This window comes from Kribbella sp. NPDC049227 (assembly GCF_043197265.1).
GTDB lineage: Bacteria > Actinomycetota > Actinomycetes > Propionibacteriales > Kribbellaceae > Kribbella.
The window spans coordinates 496001-511489 of record NZ_JBICST010000002.1 but is presented as its reverse complement, the minus strand read 5'-3'; the positions used below and the strand labels follow the sequence as shown (position 1 = coordinate 511489).

The following is a 15489-nucleotide window of genomic DNA, read 5'->3' as shown; positions in this document are numbered from 1 at the left end:
CCCGCTCAGGCGCCGGTCGCGCCGTCGATCTGTTCGCGAAGGATGTCCGCGTGGCCGCCGTGGCGGGCGTGCTCGCGGATCATGTGCACGTAGACCCAGCGAAGGGATACCTCGCCGAGCCGCTCGTGCGGTACGACGTGATCCAGCGGCAGGTCAGCCGCGATCCGGCGGGACTCGGCGCACGCCTCCTCGAAGGCGGCGATGACCTCGTCGATGGTCACGTCGTCGGCAACCGTCCAGCTCTCCTCGCCGCCGCGTGCGTCACCCGCGATCTCCTCGCGAGGCCGCTGGGCGACGCTGTGCTGGAACCAGTTGCGCTCCACGCCGGCGAGATGGTTCACCAACCCGATCGGCGTCGTCAGCGACGGCACCAGCCGGCGCCGCGCGTCCGCCTCGGACAGGCCGCGGAGCTTGTCGACCGCGACCTGCCGGTGCGCGTCGAGGAACGCCTCGAGCACCTCGCGCTCGCCCGCGGTCCGGGCGAGGTCTTCATCAAACAGATCCACCCGCTGGACTGTAGTCAGGAGCGAGTCCATTTCTGGTTGTCCGCGCCGTTGCACAGCCACACGTCGACCGCCGTACCGTTGCCGGTCCCAGCGCCGGCAGCGTCCAGGCACAGGCCGGGATCGGCCACGCTGGTGACGGTCTGGTCGGCGTTGAGCTCCCAAGCCTGGTTGGTGGCTCCGGTGCAGTTCTCGATGGTGACCGCGCTCCCGGCGGCTGCCCCGGCCGTCATGCACTTGTCGGTGTAGACGGTGAGCTGCTTGTCCGCGGTGTAGTTCCACGACTGGTTGCCGCCGTTGTTGCAGTCCCACAGGTCGAGCGCCGTACCAGGACTGGTCGAGAAGCCCGGTACGTCGACGCACCGGCCGCTGGCGACTCCCCGCAGCGGTGCACCCGGAGGCGCGGGCGGCAGGTCGTTCGTCGGCTCCTTCTTGAGCAGACCCCAGCCCCACCACAGCTGCGCGCGACCACTCTGGCTGTTGACCTCAAGGTCCGCCGGGCCGACCTGCGTGGTCATCGAGTACGAGTCGCCGGTCCGCAGACCGGGCCAGTAGACGATGCCCATCTTGTTCTCGCGCGCGACCTGCGTGAGAGCACCGAGGTACGCGGTATAGACGTTGCCCTCGTGGTTGCCGTAGTTCAGGCCGATCGTCATCGGGGAGCCGGCTTCGTCGATGACGGTGCGCCAGCCGTACGAACCGATCCGGGGCCGCAGGTTCGCGAGCCAGGCGGCCTCGGTCGTGTCGGAGGCCCAGAAGCCGTAGAAATGCAGGGACAGCAGCGTGCCCTCGAGCTCGGGAGCCGCACCGACTCCGGTGACGTTGTCGTTGTAGCCGGTGCCCGAGATGACGAACCGGCCGCGCGGAACGCTGTGGTGCCGCTGGATCCAGGACGAGGTGAGCGACACCCACTCGGGCAGCGAGTAGCCGAACGGCTCGTTCATCGGCTCGAAGTACACCCGCGGGTTCTTGCCGTAGGCCGTGAACACGGTGTCCCACATCGCGTCGAACTTCGCGGGGTCGTCGACCCGGCCGTCCTTGGCGTTGTCGGCCTCCCAGTAGCTCAGGATCACCTTGAAGCCGCTCGCCACGGACGCGTCGATCGCGGCGCGGTACGAGTTCCACCAGGCCGTACCCACGCTCGACGGGTTGATCGGCAGCCGGATCGTGTTGGCCTTCAGTTCGTGGCGGAACTCGCCGACGATGCCGGTCGCCTTCCGGTACGTCGTCTGGTAGTCGTCGGCCGTACTCAGTCCGGACGGGACCACTTCGTCGTCGGCGTAGTTGTCCCGTGGGTCGGCCCAGTTGACCCCGCGGAAGTCGTTCGTCGTCGGCGGCGGTGGTGCCGCGACGGCGGGAACGGTCAGCGCGGTGGTGAGGGTAGCGGCGGCGAACAGGGCGGCGGCGATACGGCGGGCGGTTGATCTCACGCTGCGATGTTCACGTAAACATGGGTCCTCGTCAAGACTTCACGACGAGGTGCAGCTCGAGCCACTTGGCCAGATCCTGCAGCTCGCGATGCACCGCCGTACTCAGTGCCTTGGAGAACGGTGCGTCCTCGTGAACGGCGTCGACCCGGAAGACACCGGCCTTCCGGTCCGAGGTCGCGTCGACCTTCCCGACCAGCCGGTCGCCGTGCAGGATCGGCAGCGCGAAGTAACCCCAGCGGCGCTTGGCGACCGGTTTGTACATCTCCAGCTGGTAGTCGAACTCGAACAGCTCCAGGATTCGCTTGCGGTCGTAGACCAAGCGGTCCAGCGGCGACAGCAACGCCGTCCGTCCGGCGAAGGGCTGATCCAGCAGCTCCGGGTCGACGCGCCATTCACCCCGGACGCCTTCGACCACGGCCGGCTCCCCCGCGACGCCGGCGTCGAGTGCCTCGCCGGCGCACGCCTCACCCTTGACGCGCAGGATGCCGTGCGATCGCAGCCGCTGTCCGTCCCGGATCCGCCGCGCCTCCTCGATCGGGATCGCCGGCTCGTCCGGATACACCCGCGTGGCCAGGTCCCACAGCTTGTCGCGCCCGTCCCGGCCCGCGATCGCGACCTCGCCGCGCTGGAGCATGAACTCCAGCATCTGCGAGACGTTGCGGTTGTTGGTCCAGCCGCTCGATTCCCACGGCACCACACAGGTGTCCGGCAGCTCGCGCATGATCAGCGGACCGTCCTGCCGCAGCCGCTCGAGGATGTCCAGCCGGCAACCCTCGTTGGCCTTCACCCAGTCCCGCCGCTCCTCCTGCCATTCGAGCAGCGGCCCGGTCCCCGGCCACGCCTCCATCTCGGCGCGGAACAGCACGAGACTCTCGCTCGGCCGCGCGAACCCCCGCAACTCCAGCAGCTCCAGCGTCGCGAGCGCCTCAGCCAATTCCGACGGCGAGTACGACGATCCGAGCCGGCTCCACGCCACGAGGTCGGCGTTGGGCGCGACGGCAGCCGTCTGATCGAGCTGCACCACGGTCAGGCCGCGAACCATCTCCATCAGCCCGGCCGGCCGTTCGCGTCCGAGCAGTTGCGCACGCACGGCAAGGCGCCGCGCATCCCGCCGGGACAGCTGATGAACAGTCACGTCCCGAGGCTAATCCACCCCGCGGACACTTCCGGGCGCGCGGAGTTTCGACACTGCCGGGTCCGTCGACAACCCACCGCGCAGGACGTTGGCTTCGTACGCCGTGCGATGCAAACTGGTCTGGTACACGCCCGAGCAGGTGGGGACCTGGTGAGCTCGGAGGCGTGGTTGCAGGGGGGCATCGTGGTGGTTCGTGCGTGGACGTTGGCATGTGTTGCTGTACTCGGCCTGGTCGCGGGGTGTTCGAGTGCGACGGGAGCCGATCAACCGAGTGGGGACACGATCACTCCGTTGGTTCCGCCACCGAGCAATCCAGCTCCACTGCGGGCCGCGGTCGACTGCTCGAAGTCCGTCGTACCGCTGGAGCCGGCGTCGGCGATGGATGGCGTACGGCTGGATACCAGCACGGACGCGACCCAGACGTCGCTGCTGCTCAAGAACACGGGACTCCTGTCGGTCGTGGTCATCCCGGACGAGCGCTGGACCACGCGCCTGATGGTCGCGCGGCACGCCAACCCGACCGATCCGGCTTCGGTGGCCGCGCTGGCCGCGGTGCTCGGCAGCGGGAGTCTCAGCGCGGTGGCCGCGTTGCCGACGGGCTTCCCGGCCAGCCAGGCGGTCATCGTGCCGCCGGGCTGGGCGGTGTGTGCTCTGTCCGATGACGTGCGTGAGCCGGCGAGCGTGCGCTATCTCAGGGACAAGGCGTCCAGTGCGGAGTACTTCGTCGTGAAGGGACTGGCGGACCAGTTGGTCTCGCGGACGAGGACGCCCGGCGCCACGCTGCTGGAGTGCGCGAAGGGCACGTTGCAACTGCTCAAGGAGCGGCCGGACCTAGGAGACATCCAGCTCTACGCTGAGGTGCTCGGCACCGAGTCCGACTGCCGCGCGAGCTACAAGGCCCTGCTCTCCAACGACGAGCGGGCCGCCCAGCGAACCAGCACCACGGTGCTGAACGTGCTGGAACGAACTCCCCAACTGCTGGAGACGACCAGGCTGTTCGCGGCTCTGGCGCGCGGCTGACCCAGGGTCGGCTCCGGGTGCGATCAGGGTCAACTCCAACTGCGCGGCGACCCTGTCTGCCGGACACTGGAGACAGAATCGTTCGCACCCGGAGGAATCAGACCATGATCGGCTTCATCGTTGCCGGACTCATCATCGGCGCGCTCGCCCGACTCTTCACACCCGGCAAGCAGAAGCTCGGCCTGCTCGCCACCCTGCTGCTCGGCCTGGCCGGGTCCGTCATCGGCGGCACGATCGCCAGCATCCTCGGCACCGGCGGCATCTTCGAGCTGAACGTCCTCGGCTTCGTCGTCGCGGTGATCTCCTCGGTCCTGCTGGTCGGCACCGCGGAGTCCCTCTCCGCCCGCCGCAAGCACTCGATCACCCAGCGCTGACTCAACCAGGCCGTCAGTCCGGCTCAGTGGTCGTTGTGCGCGATGGCCGACCGCGGCTCCCGGCCCACCGGCTGGGTCGGCCGCGGTAGCAAGGGCTGACGTTTCTCCAGGGAGCGGGTCACCGGCGAATCCGTCGTCACGGTGATCCGCTCTCCTGCATGGCGCAACGTCATGCTGGCCCCCGGACCGTCATGGACGCTGTAGGTCACGTCGACCGAGTTGATGTCCACCGTCAGCCGGACGCCGCGCCAGCGGATCCTGAACACCAGCCGGGGCAGGCCTTCCGGCAGGGCCGGATCGAAGCACAGCTCGCCGTCCACCTGCCGCAGTCCGCCGAAGCCGGAGACCAGAGCGGTCCACGCACCGGCGAGTGACGCCATGTGCAGGCCGTCGCCGGTGTTGTGGTGCAGGTTCCGCATGTCGATCAGCGCAGCCTCGTACGCGTAGTCGTAGGCCAGGTCCAGATGACCCACCTCCGCCGCCATCACGGCCTGAACGCATGCCGACAACGACGAGTCCCGCACCGTCAGCCGCTCGTAGTAGTCGAAGTTCCGCGCCTTCTCCTCCGGCGTGAACGCGTCGCCGCACCAGAACGTCGCCAGCATCAGGTCGGCCTGCTTGATCACCTGCTTGCGGTACAGCTCGAAGTACGCCGCGTGCAGCAGCAGCGGGTACTTGTCCTTGTATGCCTCGAAGTCCCACTCGGCGTACCCGGTGAAGCCCTCGGACTGCGGATGTACGCCGAGGTCCTCGTCGTACGGCACATGCACGGCGGCCGCCGCGTCGCGCCAGCACGCCTCCTCCTCACTGTCGACCCCGAGCTCACGGGCCTTGGCCGGGTGCTTGACCGCCACCTCGGCCGCCGACCGCAGGTTCCGTGCCGCCATAAGGTTGGTGAAAACGTTGTCGTCGGCAACGGCGCTGTACTCGTCCGGTCCGGTCACACCGGGCAGATGCCACCGGCCGTGCCGGTCGTGATGGCCCAGCGAGATCCACAACCGGGCCGTCTCCACCAGCAGCTCGAGCCCGACCTCCTCGAGGAACTGGTCGTCGCCGGTGACGGTGTAGTGCCGCATCACCGCGTCGGCGATGTCGGCGTTGATGTGGAACGCCGCCGTCCCCGCCGGCCAGTAGCCGGAGCACTCCTGCCCGCGGATCGTCCGCCACGGGAACGAGGCGCCGCGCAGCCCCAGCACCGATGCCCGCTCCTTGGCCATGCCGAGGGTGGAATGGCGCCAGCGGAGTGCGTCGGCCGCCGCGTCGGGCATCGTGTAGTTGAGCACCGGCAGCACGAAGCCCTCGGTGTCCCAGAACGTGTGGCCGTCGTACCCGGCGCCGGTCAGGCCCTTCGACGGGATCGCACGTCGCTCCGCGCGTGCACCCGCCTGCAGAACATGGAAGAGCGCGAACCGGACGGCCTGCTGCAGCTCGGAGTGGCCGTGCACCTCGACGTCGGCGCCGTCCCAGAAGTCGTCCAGGAAGTCGGCCTGCTGCTTGACCAGACCGTCCCAGCCCGAGAAGCGCGCACTGGACAGTGCGGCGGCGACCTGGTCCCGGATCGCCGTCTCCGAGCGCAGGCTCGACCAGCCGTACGCGAGGTACTTCACCACCCGCAGGCTCTCCCCCGGCTGCAGCTGGCAGATCACCGTCGACCGGGCCCAGTTCTCCCGCACGTCCAGGTCCATCGCGTACCGCGCGGGTGCCTCGACCTCATGCGTCATCGCGGCCGCCATCAGCTGCCGGCTCCGGGTGGTCCGGTGGATCAGCACGACACCGTTCTCACCACCGTCGTGGCTGACCGGCTTCAACGGATTGTCCAGTACGGCGGCCACCCGCGGATCGTCGGACAGCTTCGGCTGGCTCTCGTTCGCGACCAGTTCGGACTGGATCACGAACCGGGCCGGCTGGTCCACCGGCTCCACGACGTACTCGATCGCGGCGATCGCACGCTGGGTCAGCGACACCAGCCGGCGGCTGCGGACCCGGATCCGCTTGCCACCGGGTGACGTCCAGTCCACGTCGCGCTGCAGGATGCCGGTGCGGAAGTCCAGGGAGCGCTCGTGCTGGGTCAGGTAGCCGTAGCGGATGTCGAACGGCGAGTCGTCCACGAGCAGCCGGATCAGCTTGCCGTTGGTCACGTCCACCAGCGTCTGCCCCGACTCGGGGTAGCCGTACCCGGCTTCGGCGTACGGCAGCGGGCGCTGTTCGTAGAACGAGTTCAGATAGGTGCCCGGGATCGCGTACGGCTCGCCCTCGTCCAGATTGCCGCGCAGTCCGATGTGCCCGTTCGACAGCGCGAACAGCGACTCGGACTGGGCCAGCCGGTCCATCTGCAGCCGCGTCTCGCGCAGCCGCCACGGCTCGATCGGATGGTGCCCGCGATCGATCATCGACCCTCCAGAAGCTCGGCCAGGTCGCGGACCACGACGTCGGCACCGTGGACCTTGAGCTGATCGGCCTGTCCGACCCGGTCAACACCAATCACATGCCCGAAATGCCCGGATCGGCCGGCGGACACGCCGGCCAGCGCGTCCTCGAACACCGCGGCCTCGGACGGATCCACGCCGAACTTCTTCGCCGCGGCCAGGAACGTGTCCGGCGCCGGCTTCCCGTGCAGCCCCTCGGTCCGGATCGTGATGCCGTCGACGACCTCCTCCACGTACTGCGCCAACTCGGTGACGGCGAGGACCTCGCGGGTGTTGGCGCTCGACGACACCACCGCCCGCCGGAGTCCGACCGCCTCGACGGCCTGCAGGTACCGCCGGGAGCCCTCGAACACGTGCACGCCCTCGGTCCGGATCCGCCGCTGGACTGCCTCGTTCTTCCGGTTGCCGAGACCGTTGACGGTCATCGCGTCCGGCGGGTCGTCCGGTGTCCCGTCGGGCAGGCTGATCCCGCGCGCCGTCAGGAAGTCCCGGACTCCGTCGACGCGCGGCTTGCCGTCGACGTAGGCGTCGTACTCCTTCCGGGCATCGAAGGGCGTGAACGGCCGGCCGTGCTCGTCGGCGTACGTCTGGAGGAACTTGTCGAACATCTCCTTCCAGGCCGCGGCATGGACGGCCGCGGTGTCGGTGAGCACACCGTCGAGGTCGAACAGACAGGCCCGGATCCCCGTGGGCAGTCCCAGCATCTTCCACCTTCTCGTGTCCGGTGAGCGTGCCTCCAGATTAGTCAGACAACAGGGGCGGCAGCCCGAAGGCGGGGAAGCGGGAGTAGCCGAACGTGGTGATCTCGCCGATCAGACCGTCAGCTGTGACCCGGAGTACGTCGAGCTTGAACGCACGGAACTCCGTGTCCCCCGGCCGGCGCAGGTACGACGCCGCGGCCGGCTGCCGGTTCGCCAAGGTGGGCACCAGCCGCCAGTCGCCGTCGCGGTCCGGGCCGAACGCCCGCTCGAACAACGGCAGGCACGCCTCCAGACCCTCGAACGACAACAGGTCCGGCGGCATCGAGACGCGCAGATCCTCGGCCGCGATGGCGACCGCGGCCGCCGCGTCGCATCGCTCGTGCGCGTCGATGAAGCGATCGAGGAGCTCCCGCTCGGCGGCGGTCGGACGGGGCGCGGTCCAGTCGGTACGGCGAGCAGGCAACTGTTGCTGCATCGTCGCCCGGGCCCGCTGCAGGGCACTGTTCGCCGCCGCCACGCTTGTCTCGAGCAGTGTGGCGGTGTCGGTGGCGGGCCAGCCCAGTACGTCCCGGGCGATCAGTGCGGCCCGCTGCCGCGGGGGCAACGCCTGCAGTGCGACCAGGAAGGCCAGTTCGATCGTCTCCCGGTCCACCGCGACCGCGTCCGGCTGGTCGGCGGACGGAGCGATCTCGTCCAGCAACCGGTCCGGGTACGGCTGGAGCCACACCATCTCCCCCGGCGACGCGTTCTGCCTGCGCGCGTGCCGCCGGGTTTCGTCCAGGCACACGTTGGTCGCGATCCGGTACAACCACGCCCGGAAGTACGTGCGGCCGTCGTACCCGTCCCGCCCGCGCCAGGCCCGCAGCAGCGTCTCCTGTACGGCGTCCTCCGCATCGTCGAAGGACGCCAGCATCCGGTAGCAGTGCACATGCAGCTCGCGCCGGTACCGGCCCGCGAGGTCGGCGAACGCGGTCTCGTCCCCCGCGAACGCCGCCTCTTCGAGCGTGCTCATGAGGCCTTGCCCACCTCCTGGACCGTCCAGCCGTTGCCGTCCGGGTCCTGGAAGTTGAGGAAGGTGCCGTAGTCGCTGCGGTCCGGGTGCACTCCGTCCTGCTTGCCCGCCGCGGTGAAGTGGAAAGGCTCGCTGACCTCGACACCGCGCTCCACCAGCTCGGTCCGGGCCGCCTCGACGTCGTTCACCACCAGGTGCGTGCCCTCGTACGTGCCCGGCGCGGCCTTGGTCAATCCGGTGCCGATGGTGATCGAGCACGCGGATCCGGGCGGCGTCAGTTGCACGACCCGGAAGTCGTCACCGGCCCGGTGGTCGACGTCTTCGGTGAAACCGAGCTGCTCGGTGTAGAACTTCTTGGCCCGGTCCACGTCGGACACCGGCACGATCACGAGTTCGAGCTTCCAGTCCATCTGCTGCCTCCTGCGGTCGGGTCGGTCACAGTCTGACCGACGCTGTTGACCGTGTAACGACAGCCGCGGCGGAAACTCATCGGTCCAGCGATGACTCCTGTGCGGCGAAGATCTCCGCGAACCAGTTCAGCTGGGCGAGCTGCTGGTACGTCTGCCCGCCCTCGTGCTCGTTGTACTGGTAGACCTCGATCTCCTTCTGCGCGCTGCCGTAGTGGTTGTACGCCGCGAACACGGTCGACGGCGGGCAGGTCGCGTCCATCAGCGCGACCGAGAACAGCGCCGGTGCGGTGGCCAGGCGGCCGAGGTTGACGCCGTCGAAGTAGCTCAGCGTCCGGAGCGCCGGTTCGACGTGCTCGCGGAACCCCTTCAGGAACCGGGTGATCTCGCCGTACGGGTCCTTGTCGGTGATCTGCAGCGCCCGCTGGAAGTGGCACAGGAACGGTACGTCGGGAGCGCAGCCGAGCAGCTCGATCCCGGCCAGGCCCGCGAGCCCGGCGGCCGCGATCGCGATGCCGCCGCCCTGGCTGCCACCGGTGACGATGATCCGGTCCGGGTCCACGAACGGTGACGTCCGGGCCGCCTCCAGTGCCCGGATCGCGTCGATGAAGACCCGCCGGTAATAGTAGGTCTCCGGGTCGGTGATGCCCGCGGTCATGAAGCCGGGAGTGTGGTTGAGACCGGCGTACGCGCTGTCGTCCGCCGTACTGCTGCCGCCGCCGGTGCTGTAGCCCTGCCCGCGGGTGTCCATCACGAAGTGGGCGTAGCCGGCCTGCGCCCACAGGTTGGTGGCGTGCGGGAACCCGCGGCCGCCAGAGTAGCCGAAGTACTGCACCACCGTCGGCAGTGGTCCGGTCGCCCCGGCCGGCACGTGCAGCCAGCCCTTGATCGGAGCGCCGCCGAAGCCGGCGTACGTCACGTCGTAGGTGTCGATCACCGCGAGCTTGTTGTCCACCTCGGTCAACGTCGCGTTGAGGTCGTCGGTACGCGCCTTCTCCAGGGAGCGGCGCCAGAAATCGACCAGGTCGGCGGGTGCGGCCACCTCGGGCCGGTACGCGCGGAGCTTGTCGAGGGAAAAGTCGAACATGGCCATGGGCAACAAACCTAAGGTGGAACCATGCCTTCGCCCAACCTCGTGTTCATCATGTCAGACGACCACGCCGCGCACGCCATCTCGGCGTACGGGAGCAAGGTCAACCAGACCCCGCACCTGGACCGCCTCGCCCAGGACGGCGTGCGGATGGACGCCACCTACTGCACGAACTCGATCTGCTCGCCCTCGCGAGCCTCGATCCTGACCGGAACGTACAGCCATATCAACGGGGTCGCCTCGATCTACACCGACATCGACTACCGCGTGCCGACGTTCGCGGAGGTGCTGCACGAGGCCGGCTACCAGACCGCCCTGTTCGGGAAGTGGCACCTCGGGGAGCGGCCGGAGTCGGCGCCGCGGCACTTCGACTCCTGGCGGGTGTTCCCGGGTCAGGGTGACTACGTGGATCCGTTGATGATCGGGCCGGAAGGCGCACAGACCGTGCCCGGGTACGCCACCGACATCGTCACGGACCAGAGCATCGACTGGCTCCGGCAGCGCGACCCGGACCGGCCGTTCCTGCTGCTGGTGCATCACAAGGCGCCACACCGGCCGTGGGTGCCGGACGAGAAGCACAAGGAGCTCTACCCAATCGGCTCGATCCCGGAGCCGAGCACGCTGTTCGACGACTACTCCACCCGCAGCCGTGCGGTGCGCAGCGTCCGGATGTCCGTGGCGGACGACCTCGGGGCGGAGGAGCTCGGCGAGGAGTTGCCAGAGGAACTGCGCGGGCCCGAGAACCGGACCGAGCGGATGCGGTGGAAGTACCAGCGCTATCTGCGCGACTACCTGCAGTGCGTCCAGTCGATCGACGACAACGTCGGCCGGCTGCTCGACGTACTGGAGGCCGAAGGGCTGGCCGAGGACACGGTGGTCGTCTACACGTCCGACCAGGGGTTCTTCCTCGGCGATCACGGCTGGTTCGACAAGCGGCTGATGTTCGACGAGTCGTTGCAGATGCCGATGCTGATCCGCTGGCCGGGCCGGATCCCGGCCGGCAGCACCTGCGATGCGATGGTGACCAACGTCGACTTCGCCGCGACGTTCCTGGACATGACCGGGATGGACGCCGCCACAGTTCTGCCCACGTCGCAGGGCCGGAGCTTCCTGCCGTTGCTGCGCGGTGAGGAGGTCGCGGACTGGCCGGACGCCATGTACTACCGGTACTGGGAGCACGACGATCCGAATCACCATGCGCCCGCGCACTACGGCGTACGGACGAAGGAGTTCAAGCTGATCCACTACTACGGCGCCGGCCTCGGCGTACCCGGGTCGTCGGAGCAGCTGTCCGAACCGGAGTGGGAGCTCTACGACCTACTGAACGACCCCGAGGAGCTGGTGAACGTCGCCGACGATCCGTCGTACGCCGAGATCCGGACCGCACTGACCATGCGGCTCGCCGAGCTGCAGCACCACTACCAGGACACCCCGTACGCCGGCCCGACAACTCCGCACCCGCACTGGCCGTGGACCTCATGATGACCAGCACCGCCGAGGTGAGTGCAGCCTTGGGTACGCCGGTGTCCGGTGTGGACGTGCTGGACACGTTTGCGGCGTCGGAGGCCGAGGTCCTGCGGCTACGGGTGCGTTCGACGGGTGGGACCCAGACCACTGTCATCGCCAAGCACGCGACCGGCGCCGGGGTGGCGGCGGCGCGGCGTGAGATCCGGTTCTTCGAGGAGCTCGCGCCGCGGTGGGATCATCCGGCGCCGCGGTTGCTGGGGGCCACGGACGCCGGTGACGAAGTCCTGTTGCTGAGCGAGGACCTGGAGGCGGCCGGCTACCGCGTGGTCGGCGCTGAGGTGTCGGAGGCCCAGTTGCACGGCACGATCGACATGCTGGCGGGTTTGCACGCACGGTTCTGGAACGACGTACCGGAGTATCTGGTCAGCGCGTCGGAGCCGTCGGTGACCAGTTCGGCGCAGGCGTTGCCGCGTGAGGTGATCAAGCGGAACGCCGCGGCGGTGCGCGACGAGGCCGCCCACTTCTTCCCGACCGCGACCGAGCTCGACGACGCGGAGCGCTCAGTGCTCGAGGAGATCCTGGAGCAGTGGGAGCGCCAGTTCCTGGCCCGCGTCGCGGACGGTCGCGCGATCACGCTCGTCCACGGCGACCTGCATTTCCTCGGCAACGTGTTCTTCCGCGCGGACGACGCACGGCCGAAGGTGATCGACTGGTCGGAGCTGAAACCCGGGCTCGGGCCGCACGATCTCGCCTACTGCCTGTCGGTGGTCCCGACCGGCGACCGGCTCGCCCGCGATCGTGACCTGCTGCGGCGCTACTGGGAGGCGTTGCGCGCCGCCGGTGTGGACGACTACAGCTGGGAGCTCTGCGAGTGGGACTTCCGGTTCTCGGTGATCAGCAATCTCTTCCAGTCGGTCTTCCAGCGCAGCGTGCGGTGGTACCGGACGTCGCTCGCCGCCATCGACGTTCTCGACGCCCGGGCGACCCTGATCGCGAAGCCGCCCGTCAGCTAGGGCGGCAGCACCCGGTCGAGCTGGCTGCGGGAGGTGATGCCGAGCTTGGTGAAGACCTTGCGCAGGTGGTACTGGACGGTGCGGGCGCTGATGAACAGGCGGGTGGCGATCTCCGGGTTGGACAGGCCGTCGCGGGCCATCCGCGCGATCTGCGCCTCCTGCGCGGTCAACTCGCTCTGAGCCGGTACGACGCGTTTGCGCGCAGCCGCCCCGGCGGCCTGAAGCTCGCGGCGGGCCCGCTCGGCGAAGCCGGCCATCCCCATCGCGTCGAACATCCCGTGCGCCGTCCGCAGATACTCCCGGGCATCGGTACGACGACGCTCGCGCCGCAGCCATTCGCCATACAGGAGTTGGGCGCGGGCGAGCTCGACCCGCAGCCGGGTCTTGTCCAGGTGGGCGATCGCTTCGCGATAGAGCCGTTCGGCGGTGTCACCCGCACTGACCAGTGCCAGCGATCTGGCGTGGACTCCGAGCGCCCACTCGGTGCCGGTCGCCGTCGCCATCTCGCCGAGCCGCTCGCAGGCGCGGTGCGCCGTGTCGATCGACCCACTGCGCACAGCGGCCTCGACGAGCTCACTCGGGGCGAGCATCATCGACGACGCGTCGCGCGGATCCTCCCAAGCTCGCTGCGCCGCCTTGGCCGCGTCCTGGTAGCGGCCGAGGCCGTTGTCGAGGACCGCGGCCGCCCACTCGGCGAACGCGATCCCGATCCCCTCGCCCCGCCGCGACCCGTCCTTCTTGGTGGCCTCCCCCAGCGCCAGCGTCTCGGTCCGGTCGCCGCGGAACGCGGCCAGCGCGAGCCGACCGTACGGCGCGAGGTTGCCGCCGGTCGCCTCGTTGGCAGCCTGGACCTCGTCGGTCAGCGATGCCGCGGCGACCAGGTCGCCGGCGAACAACGACACATAGGCGAGTGAGGTCAGCGCCAGCGCCCGATCGTTGACCACACCGGTCTCGCGGGCGAGCTGCAGGTGCCGCCTGGACAGTTGCTCCCACCGGTCCGCGTCCCACAGCCGCAGCGCGGTGGTGGTTGCCATCCACAGCAGTTGCAGCTCCTCCTCGACGGACACGTCCGTGCCGAACGCCGCCAGAGCCTGGTGCAGTGTCGGCGCTCCAGCGGCGTACCCGTCCCGGTAGTAGATCGCGTTGCCGTCCAGGAGGAGATCCACCGACCGCACAACCTCCGGCCGCGGTGCCGCGGCGGCCTCGCGGGCCACGTCGATCACGTCGCCACCCGGGGTCGCGAGCCGGCTGGCGAAGATCGCCGCCGACAAGGCATCCAGGTACGTCGCCCGCGACAACCCCACGTCGATGGTCTCGAGCCGCTTGGCCGCCTTGAGCATCAGTTGTGGTGCGTCGTTGCCGCGGTTGGTGAAGAAGGCGAGCTGCGCACGCACGAGGTCGGCCCGGGCCCGCTGCAGGTCGGCCAGAGGCTCTGCCTCGGCCATCGCGAGCATGTCCGCCGCCGAGCCGAAGGCACCGGTCCCGAGCTCCGCGTGCGCGGCCGCCAGCGCCCGGTCCGCGCGCTTTGCCGGGTCGAGCGTCAGCGCTGCCGCGCGTTGGAGGAAGGCAGCCGTCGCGGCCAGTCCACCCCGCGCACTCGCCCGCCCGGCCGACAGCTCCAGCTCGGCCGCGACCTCTTCGTCGGGTCCGGGGGTTGCCTGCGCCCGGTGCCACGCCCGCCGATCCGGATCGGCCTCGGCGTCGGTCAGCTCGGCCAGTACGCCGTGCACCTGACGCCGTTCCCCGGCCGATGCCGACCGGTACGCCGCCGATCGCACCAGCGGATGCCGGAACCGGATCCGCGTCCCGAACTCCGCCAGCCCGGCGTCCGCCGCCGCTGTCGCGGCCTCCGGACCGATCCCCAGCCGCTCGGCGGCACGGCGTACCAGCAAGTCGTCGCCAGACGGATCGGCAGCTGCGAGCACGAGCAACCGCCGGGTCTCGTCCGGTACGGCGTTCACCCGGCGGACGAAGCTCTCCTCGATGTTGCCTGCACCCGGGAGACCGAACCCGCCGGCCAACTGCGCCGCGGTCAGCCCACGCGGCAGCTCCAGCAAGGCCAGCGGATTCCCGTGTGCCTCGGAGACCAGCTGGTCCCGCACCTGGGCGTCGATCGGCACGGTCAGTACGGCGTCCAGCAGCCGATGGGCATCCGAGTCGTGCAGACCACCGATGGGATACCCAGGCACGCCGGCCAGGTCACCGGCGACCGCGCGGGTCGCGAAGACCATCGCGACCGACTCGGCGTCCAACCGGCGGGCGACGAAGGCGAGGATCTGTGCCGAGCACCGGTCGAGCCACTGCTGGTCGTCGACCAGACAGACGAGCGGCTCCCGCTCGGCTGCCTCGGACAGCAGCCCGAGCACAGCCAGTCCGATCAGGAACAGGTCCGGTGCGGGGCCTGCGCTGATGCCGAACACCGTCCGTAGCGCTTCCCGCTGGGGAGGCGGCAGTAGATCGATCCGGTCCAGCACCGGTGCGCACAGCTGGTGCAGACCGGAGAACGCCAGCTCCATCTCGGACTGCACCCCCGAGGCGCGCGTCACCCGGCATCCGGCCGACTGCGTCTCGAGGTAGTCGAGCAGTGCGCTCTTGCCGACGCCGGCCTCGCCGTGCAGCACCAGAGCGCGACTCTCGCCGGCCCGGACAGCGCCCATCAGCCGGTCGAGCACGCCGCACTCCAGGTCGCGGCCCGTCAACTCGATCGCACGCCGCCAACCCGGCGGCTCGGCCTGCCCATGCACGTCCTCACGCTAGCGGCTGGCGAGCATGGGCGGACCTGGCTGGCCAGTGGCGGATGCGGACGCGGATCCCCGTCCCGCAGGCTCATGCCGGGCGCGGACCCGCATTCCGGGCCGCGGATCGCCGCAGCGATCCGTTCGCGTCCGGTAATCCGCTGCCCGCCGAAAGG

At 69.5% G+C, this 15489-nt stretch carries 13 protein-coding genes; 4 read left to right on the top strand and 9 right to left on the bottom strand.

Translation table 11 applies throughout. The annotated features are described in order from the left end of the window. Positions 1 to 5 precede the first annotated feature (5 nt). From ACGFH6_RS09245 to ACGFH6_RS09235, 3 genes are read right to left on the bottom strand one after another with little or no spacing between them, the layout of a single operon-like run. Complete coding sequence (locus ACGFH6_RS09245) at positions 6 to 506, bottom strand: DinB family protein (protein ID WP_393381946.1); 501 nt, start codon at positions 504 to 506, stop codon at positions 6 to 8. 14 nt (positions 507 to 520) lie between these two features. Further along, a complete protein-coding gene (locus ACGFH6_RS09240; RefSeq protein WP_393381945.1) occupies positions 521 to 1933 on the bottom strand; it encodes a ricin-type beta-trefoil lectin domain protein in 1413 nt (470 codons plus the stop codon). Positions 1934 to 1964: 31 nt separating this feature from the next. Further along, a complete protein-coding gene (locus tag ACGFH6_RS09235) occupies positions 1965 to 3068 on the bottom strand; it encodes a DNA glycosylase AlkZ-like family protein (RefSeq protein WP_393381943.1) in 1104 nt (367 codons plus the stop codon). Positions 3069 to 3359: 291 nt separating this feature from the next. Here ACGFH6_RS09235 and ACGFH6_RS09230 point away from each other — a divergent pair, with 291 nt between their 5' ends. Continuing rightward, entirely contained in the window at positions 3360 to 4088 is a 729-nt protein-coding gene (locus ACGFH6_RS09230) for a hypothetical protein (RefSeq protein ID WP_393381941.1), read from the top strand. A gap of 104 nt (positions 4089 to 4192) precedes the next feature. Next, a complete protein-coding gene (locus ACGFH6_RS09225; protein ID WP_393381939.1) occupies positions 4193 to 4462 on the top strand; it encodes a GlsB/YeaQ/YmgE family stress response membrane protein in 270 nt (89 codons plus the stop codon). Between the two features lie 23 nt (positions 4463 to 4485). On the opposite strand, the gene ACGFH6_RS09220 is transcribed toward ACGFH6_RS09225, so the two are convergent. The 5 genes from ACGFH6_RS09220 to ACGFH6_RS09200 all read right to left on the bottom strand — a co-directional run bounded on the left by ACGFH6_RS09220 (position 4486) and on the right by ACGFH6_RS09200 (position 10095). Continuing rightward, the gene (locus ACGFH6_RS09220) at positions 4486 to 6852 is read right to left on the bottom strand and encodes a glycoside hydrolase family 65 protein (protein ID WP_393381937.1); all 2367 of its coding nucleotides are present in this window, start codon (positions 6850 to 6852) and stop codon (positions 4486 to 4488) included. Beyond that, positions 6849 to 7592 (bottom strand): beta-phosphoglucomutase family hydrolase, encoded by a 744-nt coding sequence (locus ACGFH6_RS09215; protein ID WP_393381936.1) that lies wholly within the window; start codon positions 7590 to 7592, stop codon positions 6849 to 6851. Before ACGFH6_RS09215 ends, ACGFH6_RS09220 begins: the two co-directional genes overlap by 4 nt. A gap of 37 nt (positions 7593 to 7629) precedes the next feature. After that, a complete protein-coding gene (locus ACGFH6_RS09210; RefSeq protein ID WP_393381934.1) occupies positions 7630 to 8601 on the bottom strand; it encodes an RNA polymerase subunit sigma-70 in 972 nt (323 codons plus the stop codon). Next, positions 8598 to 9011, bottom strand: a complete 414-nt coding sequence (locus tag ACGFH6_RS09205) for a VOC family protein (RefSeq protein WP_393381933.1) — start codon at positions 9009 to 9011, stop codon at positions 8598 to 8600. The genes ACGFH6_RS09210 and ACGFH6_RS09205 overlap by 4 nt, the downstream gene beginning before the upstream one ends. Positions 9012 to 9087: 76 nt before the next feature. Beyond that, positions 9088 to 10095, bottom strand: a complete 1008-nt coding sequence (locus ACGFH6_RS09200) for an acetylxylan esterase (RefSeq protein WP_393381931.1) — start codon at positions 10093 to 10095, stop codon at positions 9088 to 9090. A gap of 30 nt (positions 10096 to 10125) precedes the next feature. Here ACGFH6_RS09200 and ACGFH6_RS09195 point away from each other — a divergent pair, with 30 nt between their 5' ends. Together ACGFH6_RS09195 and ACGFH6_RS09190 are read left to right on the top strand one after the other, a co-directional pair. After that, positions 10126 to 11580, top strand: a complete 1455-nt coding sequence (locus ACGFH6_RS09195; RefSeq protein ID WP_393381930.1) for a sulfatase — start codon at positions 10126 to 10128, stop codon at positions 11578 to 11580. Then, entirely contained in the window at positions 11580 to 12578 is a 999-nt protein-coding gene (locus ACGFH6_RS09190) for an aminoglycoside phosphotransferase family protein (RefSeq protein WP_393381928.1), read from the top strand. Before ACGFH6_RS09195 ends, ACGFH6_RS09190 begins: the two co-directional genes overlap by 1 nt. On the opposite strand, the gene ACGFH6_RS09185 is transcribed toward ACGFH6_RS09190, so the two are convergent. After that, positions 12575 to 15322, bottom strand: coding sequence for an AAA family ATPase (locus ACGFH6_RS09185; protein ID WP_393381927.1), 2748 nt, complete (start codon positions 15320 to 15322; stop codon positions 12575 to 12577). The two genes, ACGFH6_RS09190 and ACGFH6_RS09185, sit on opposite strands and share 4 nt — an antisense overlap. Between the last annotated feature and the right edge of the window lie 167 nt (positions 15323 to 15489).

Coding starts and splice junctions, on each gene's coding strand:
- ACGFH6_RS09190 (WP_393381928.1), top strand. CDS start 11,580: ATGACCAGCACCGCCGAGGTGAGTGCAGCCTTGGGTACGCCGGTGTCC.
- ACGFH6_RS09205 (WP_393381933.1), bottom strand. CDS start 9,011: ATGGACTGGAAGCTCGAACTCGTGATCGTGCCGGTGTCCGACGTGGAC.
- ACGFH6_RS09220 (WP_393381937.1), bottom strand. CDS start 6,852: ATGATCGATCGCGGGCACCATCCGATCGAGCCGTGGCGGCTGCGCGAG.
- ACGFH6_RS09195 (WP_393381930.1), top strand. CDS start 10,126: ATGCCTTCGCCCAACCTCGTGTTCATCATGTCAGACGACCACGCCGCG.
- ACGFH6_RS09210 (WP_393381934.1), bottom strand. CDS start 8,601: ATGAGCACGCTCGAAGAGGCGGCGTTCGCGGGGGACGAGACCGCGTTC.
- ACGFH6_RS09215 (WP_393381936.1), bottom strand. CDS start 7,592: ATGCTGGGACTGCCCACGGGGATCCGGGCCTGTCTGTTCGACCTCGAC.
- ACGFH6_RS09225 (WP_393381939.1), top strand. CDS start 4,193: ATGATCGGCTTCATCGTTGCCGGACTCATCATCGGCGCGCTCGCCCGA.
- ACGFH6_RS09200 (WP_393381931.1), bottom strand. CDS start 10,095: ATGTTCGACTTTTCCCTCGACAAGCTCCGCGCGTACCGGCCCGAGGTG.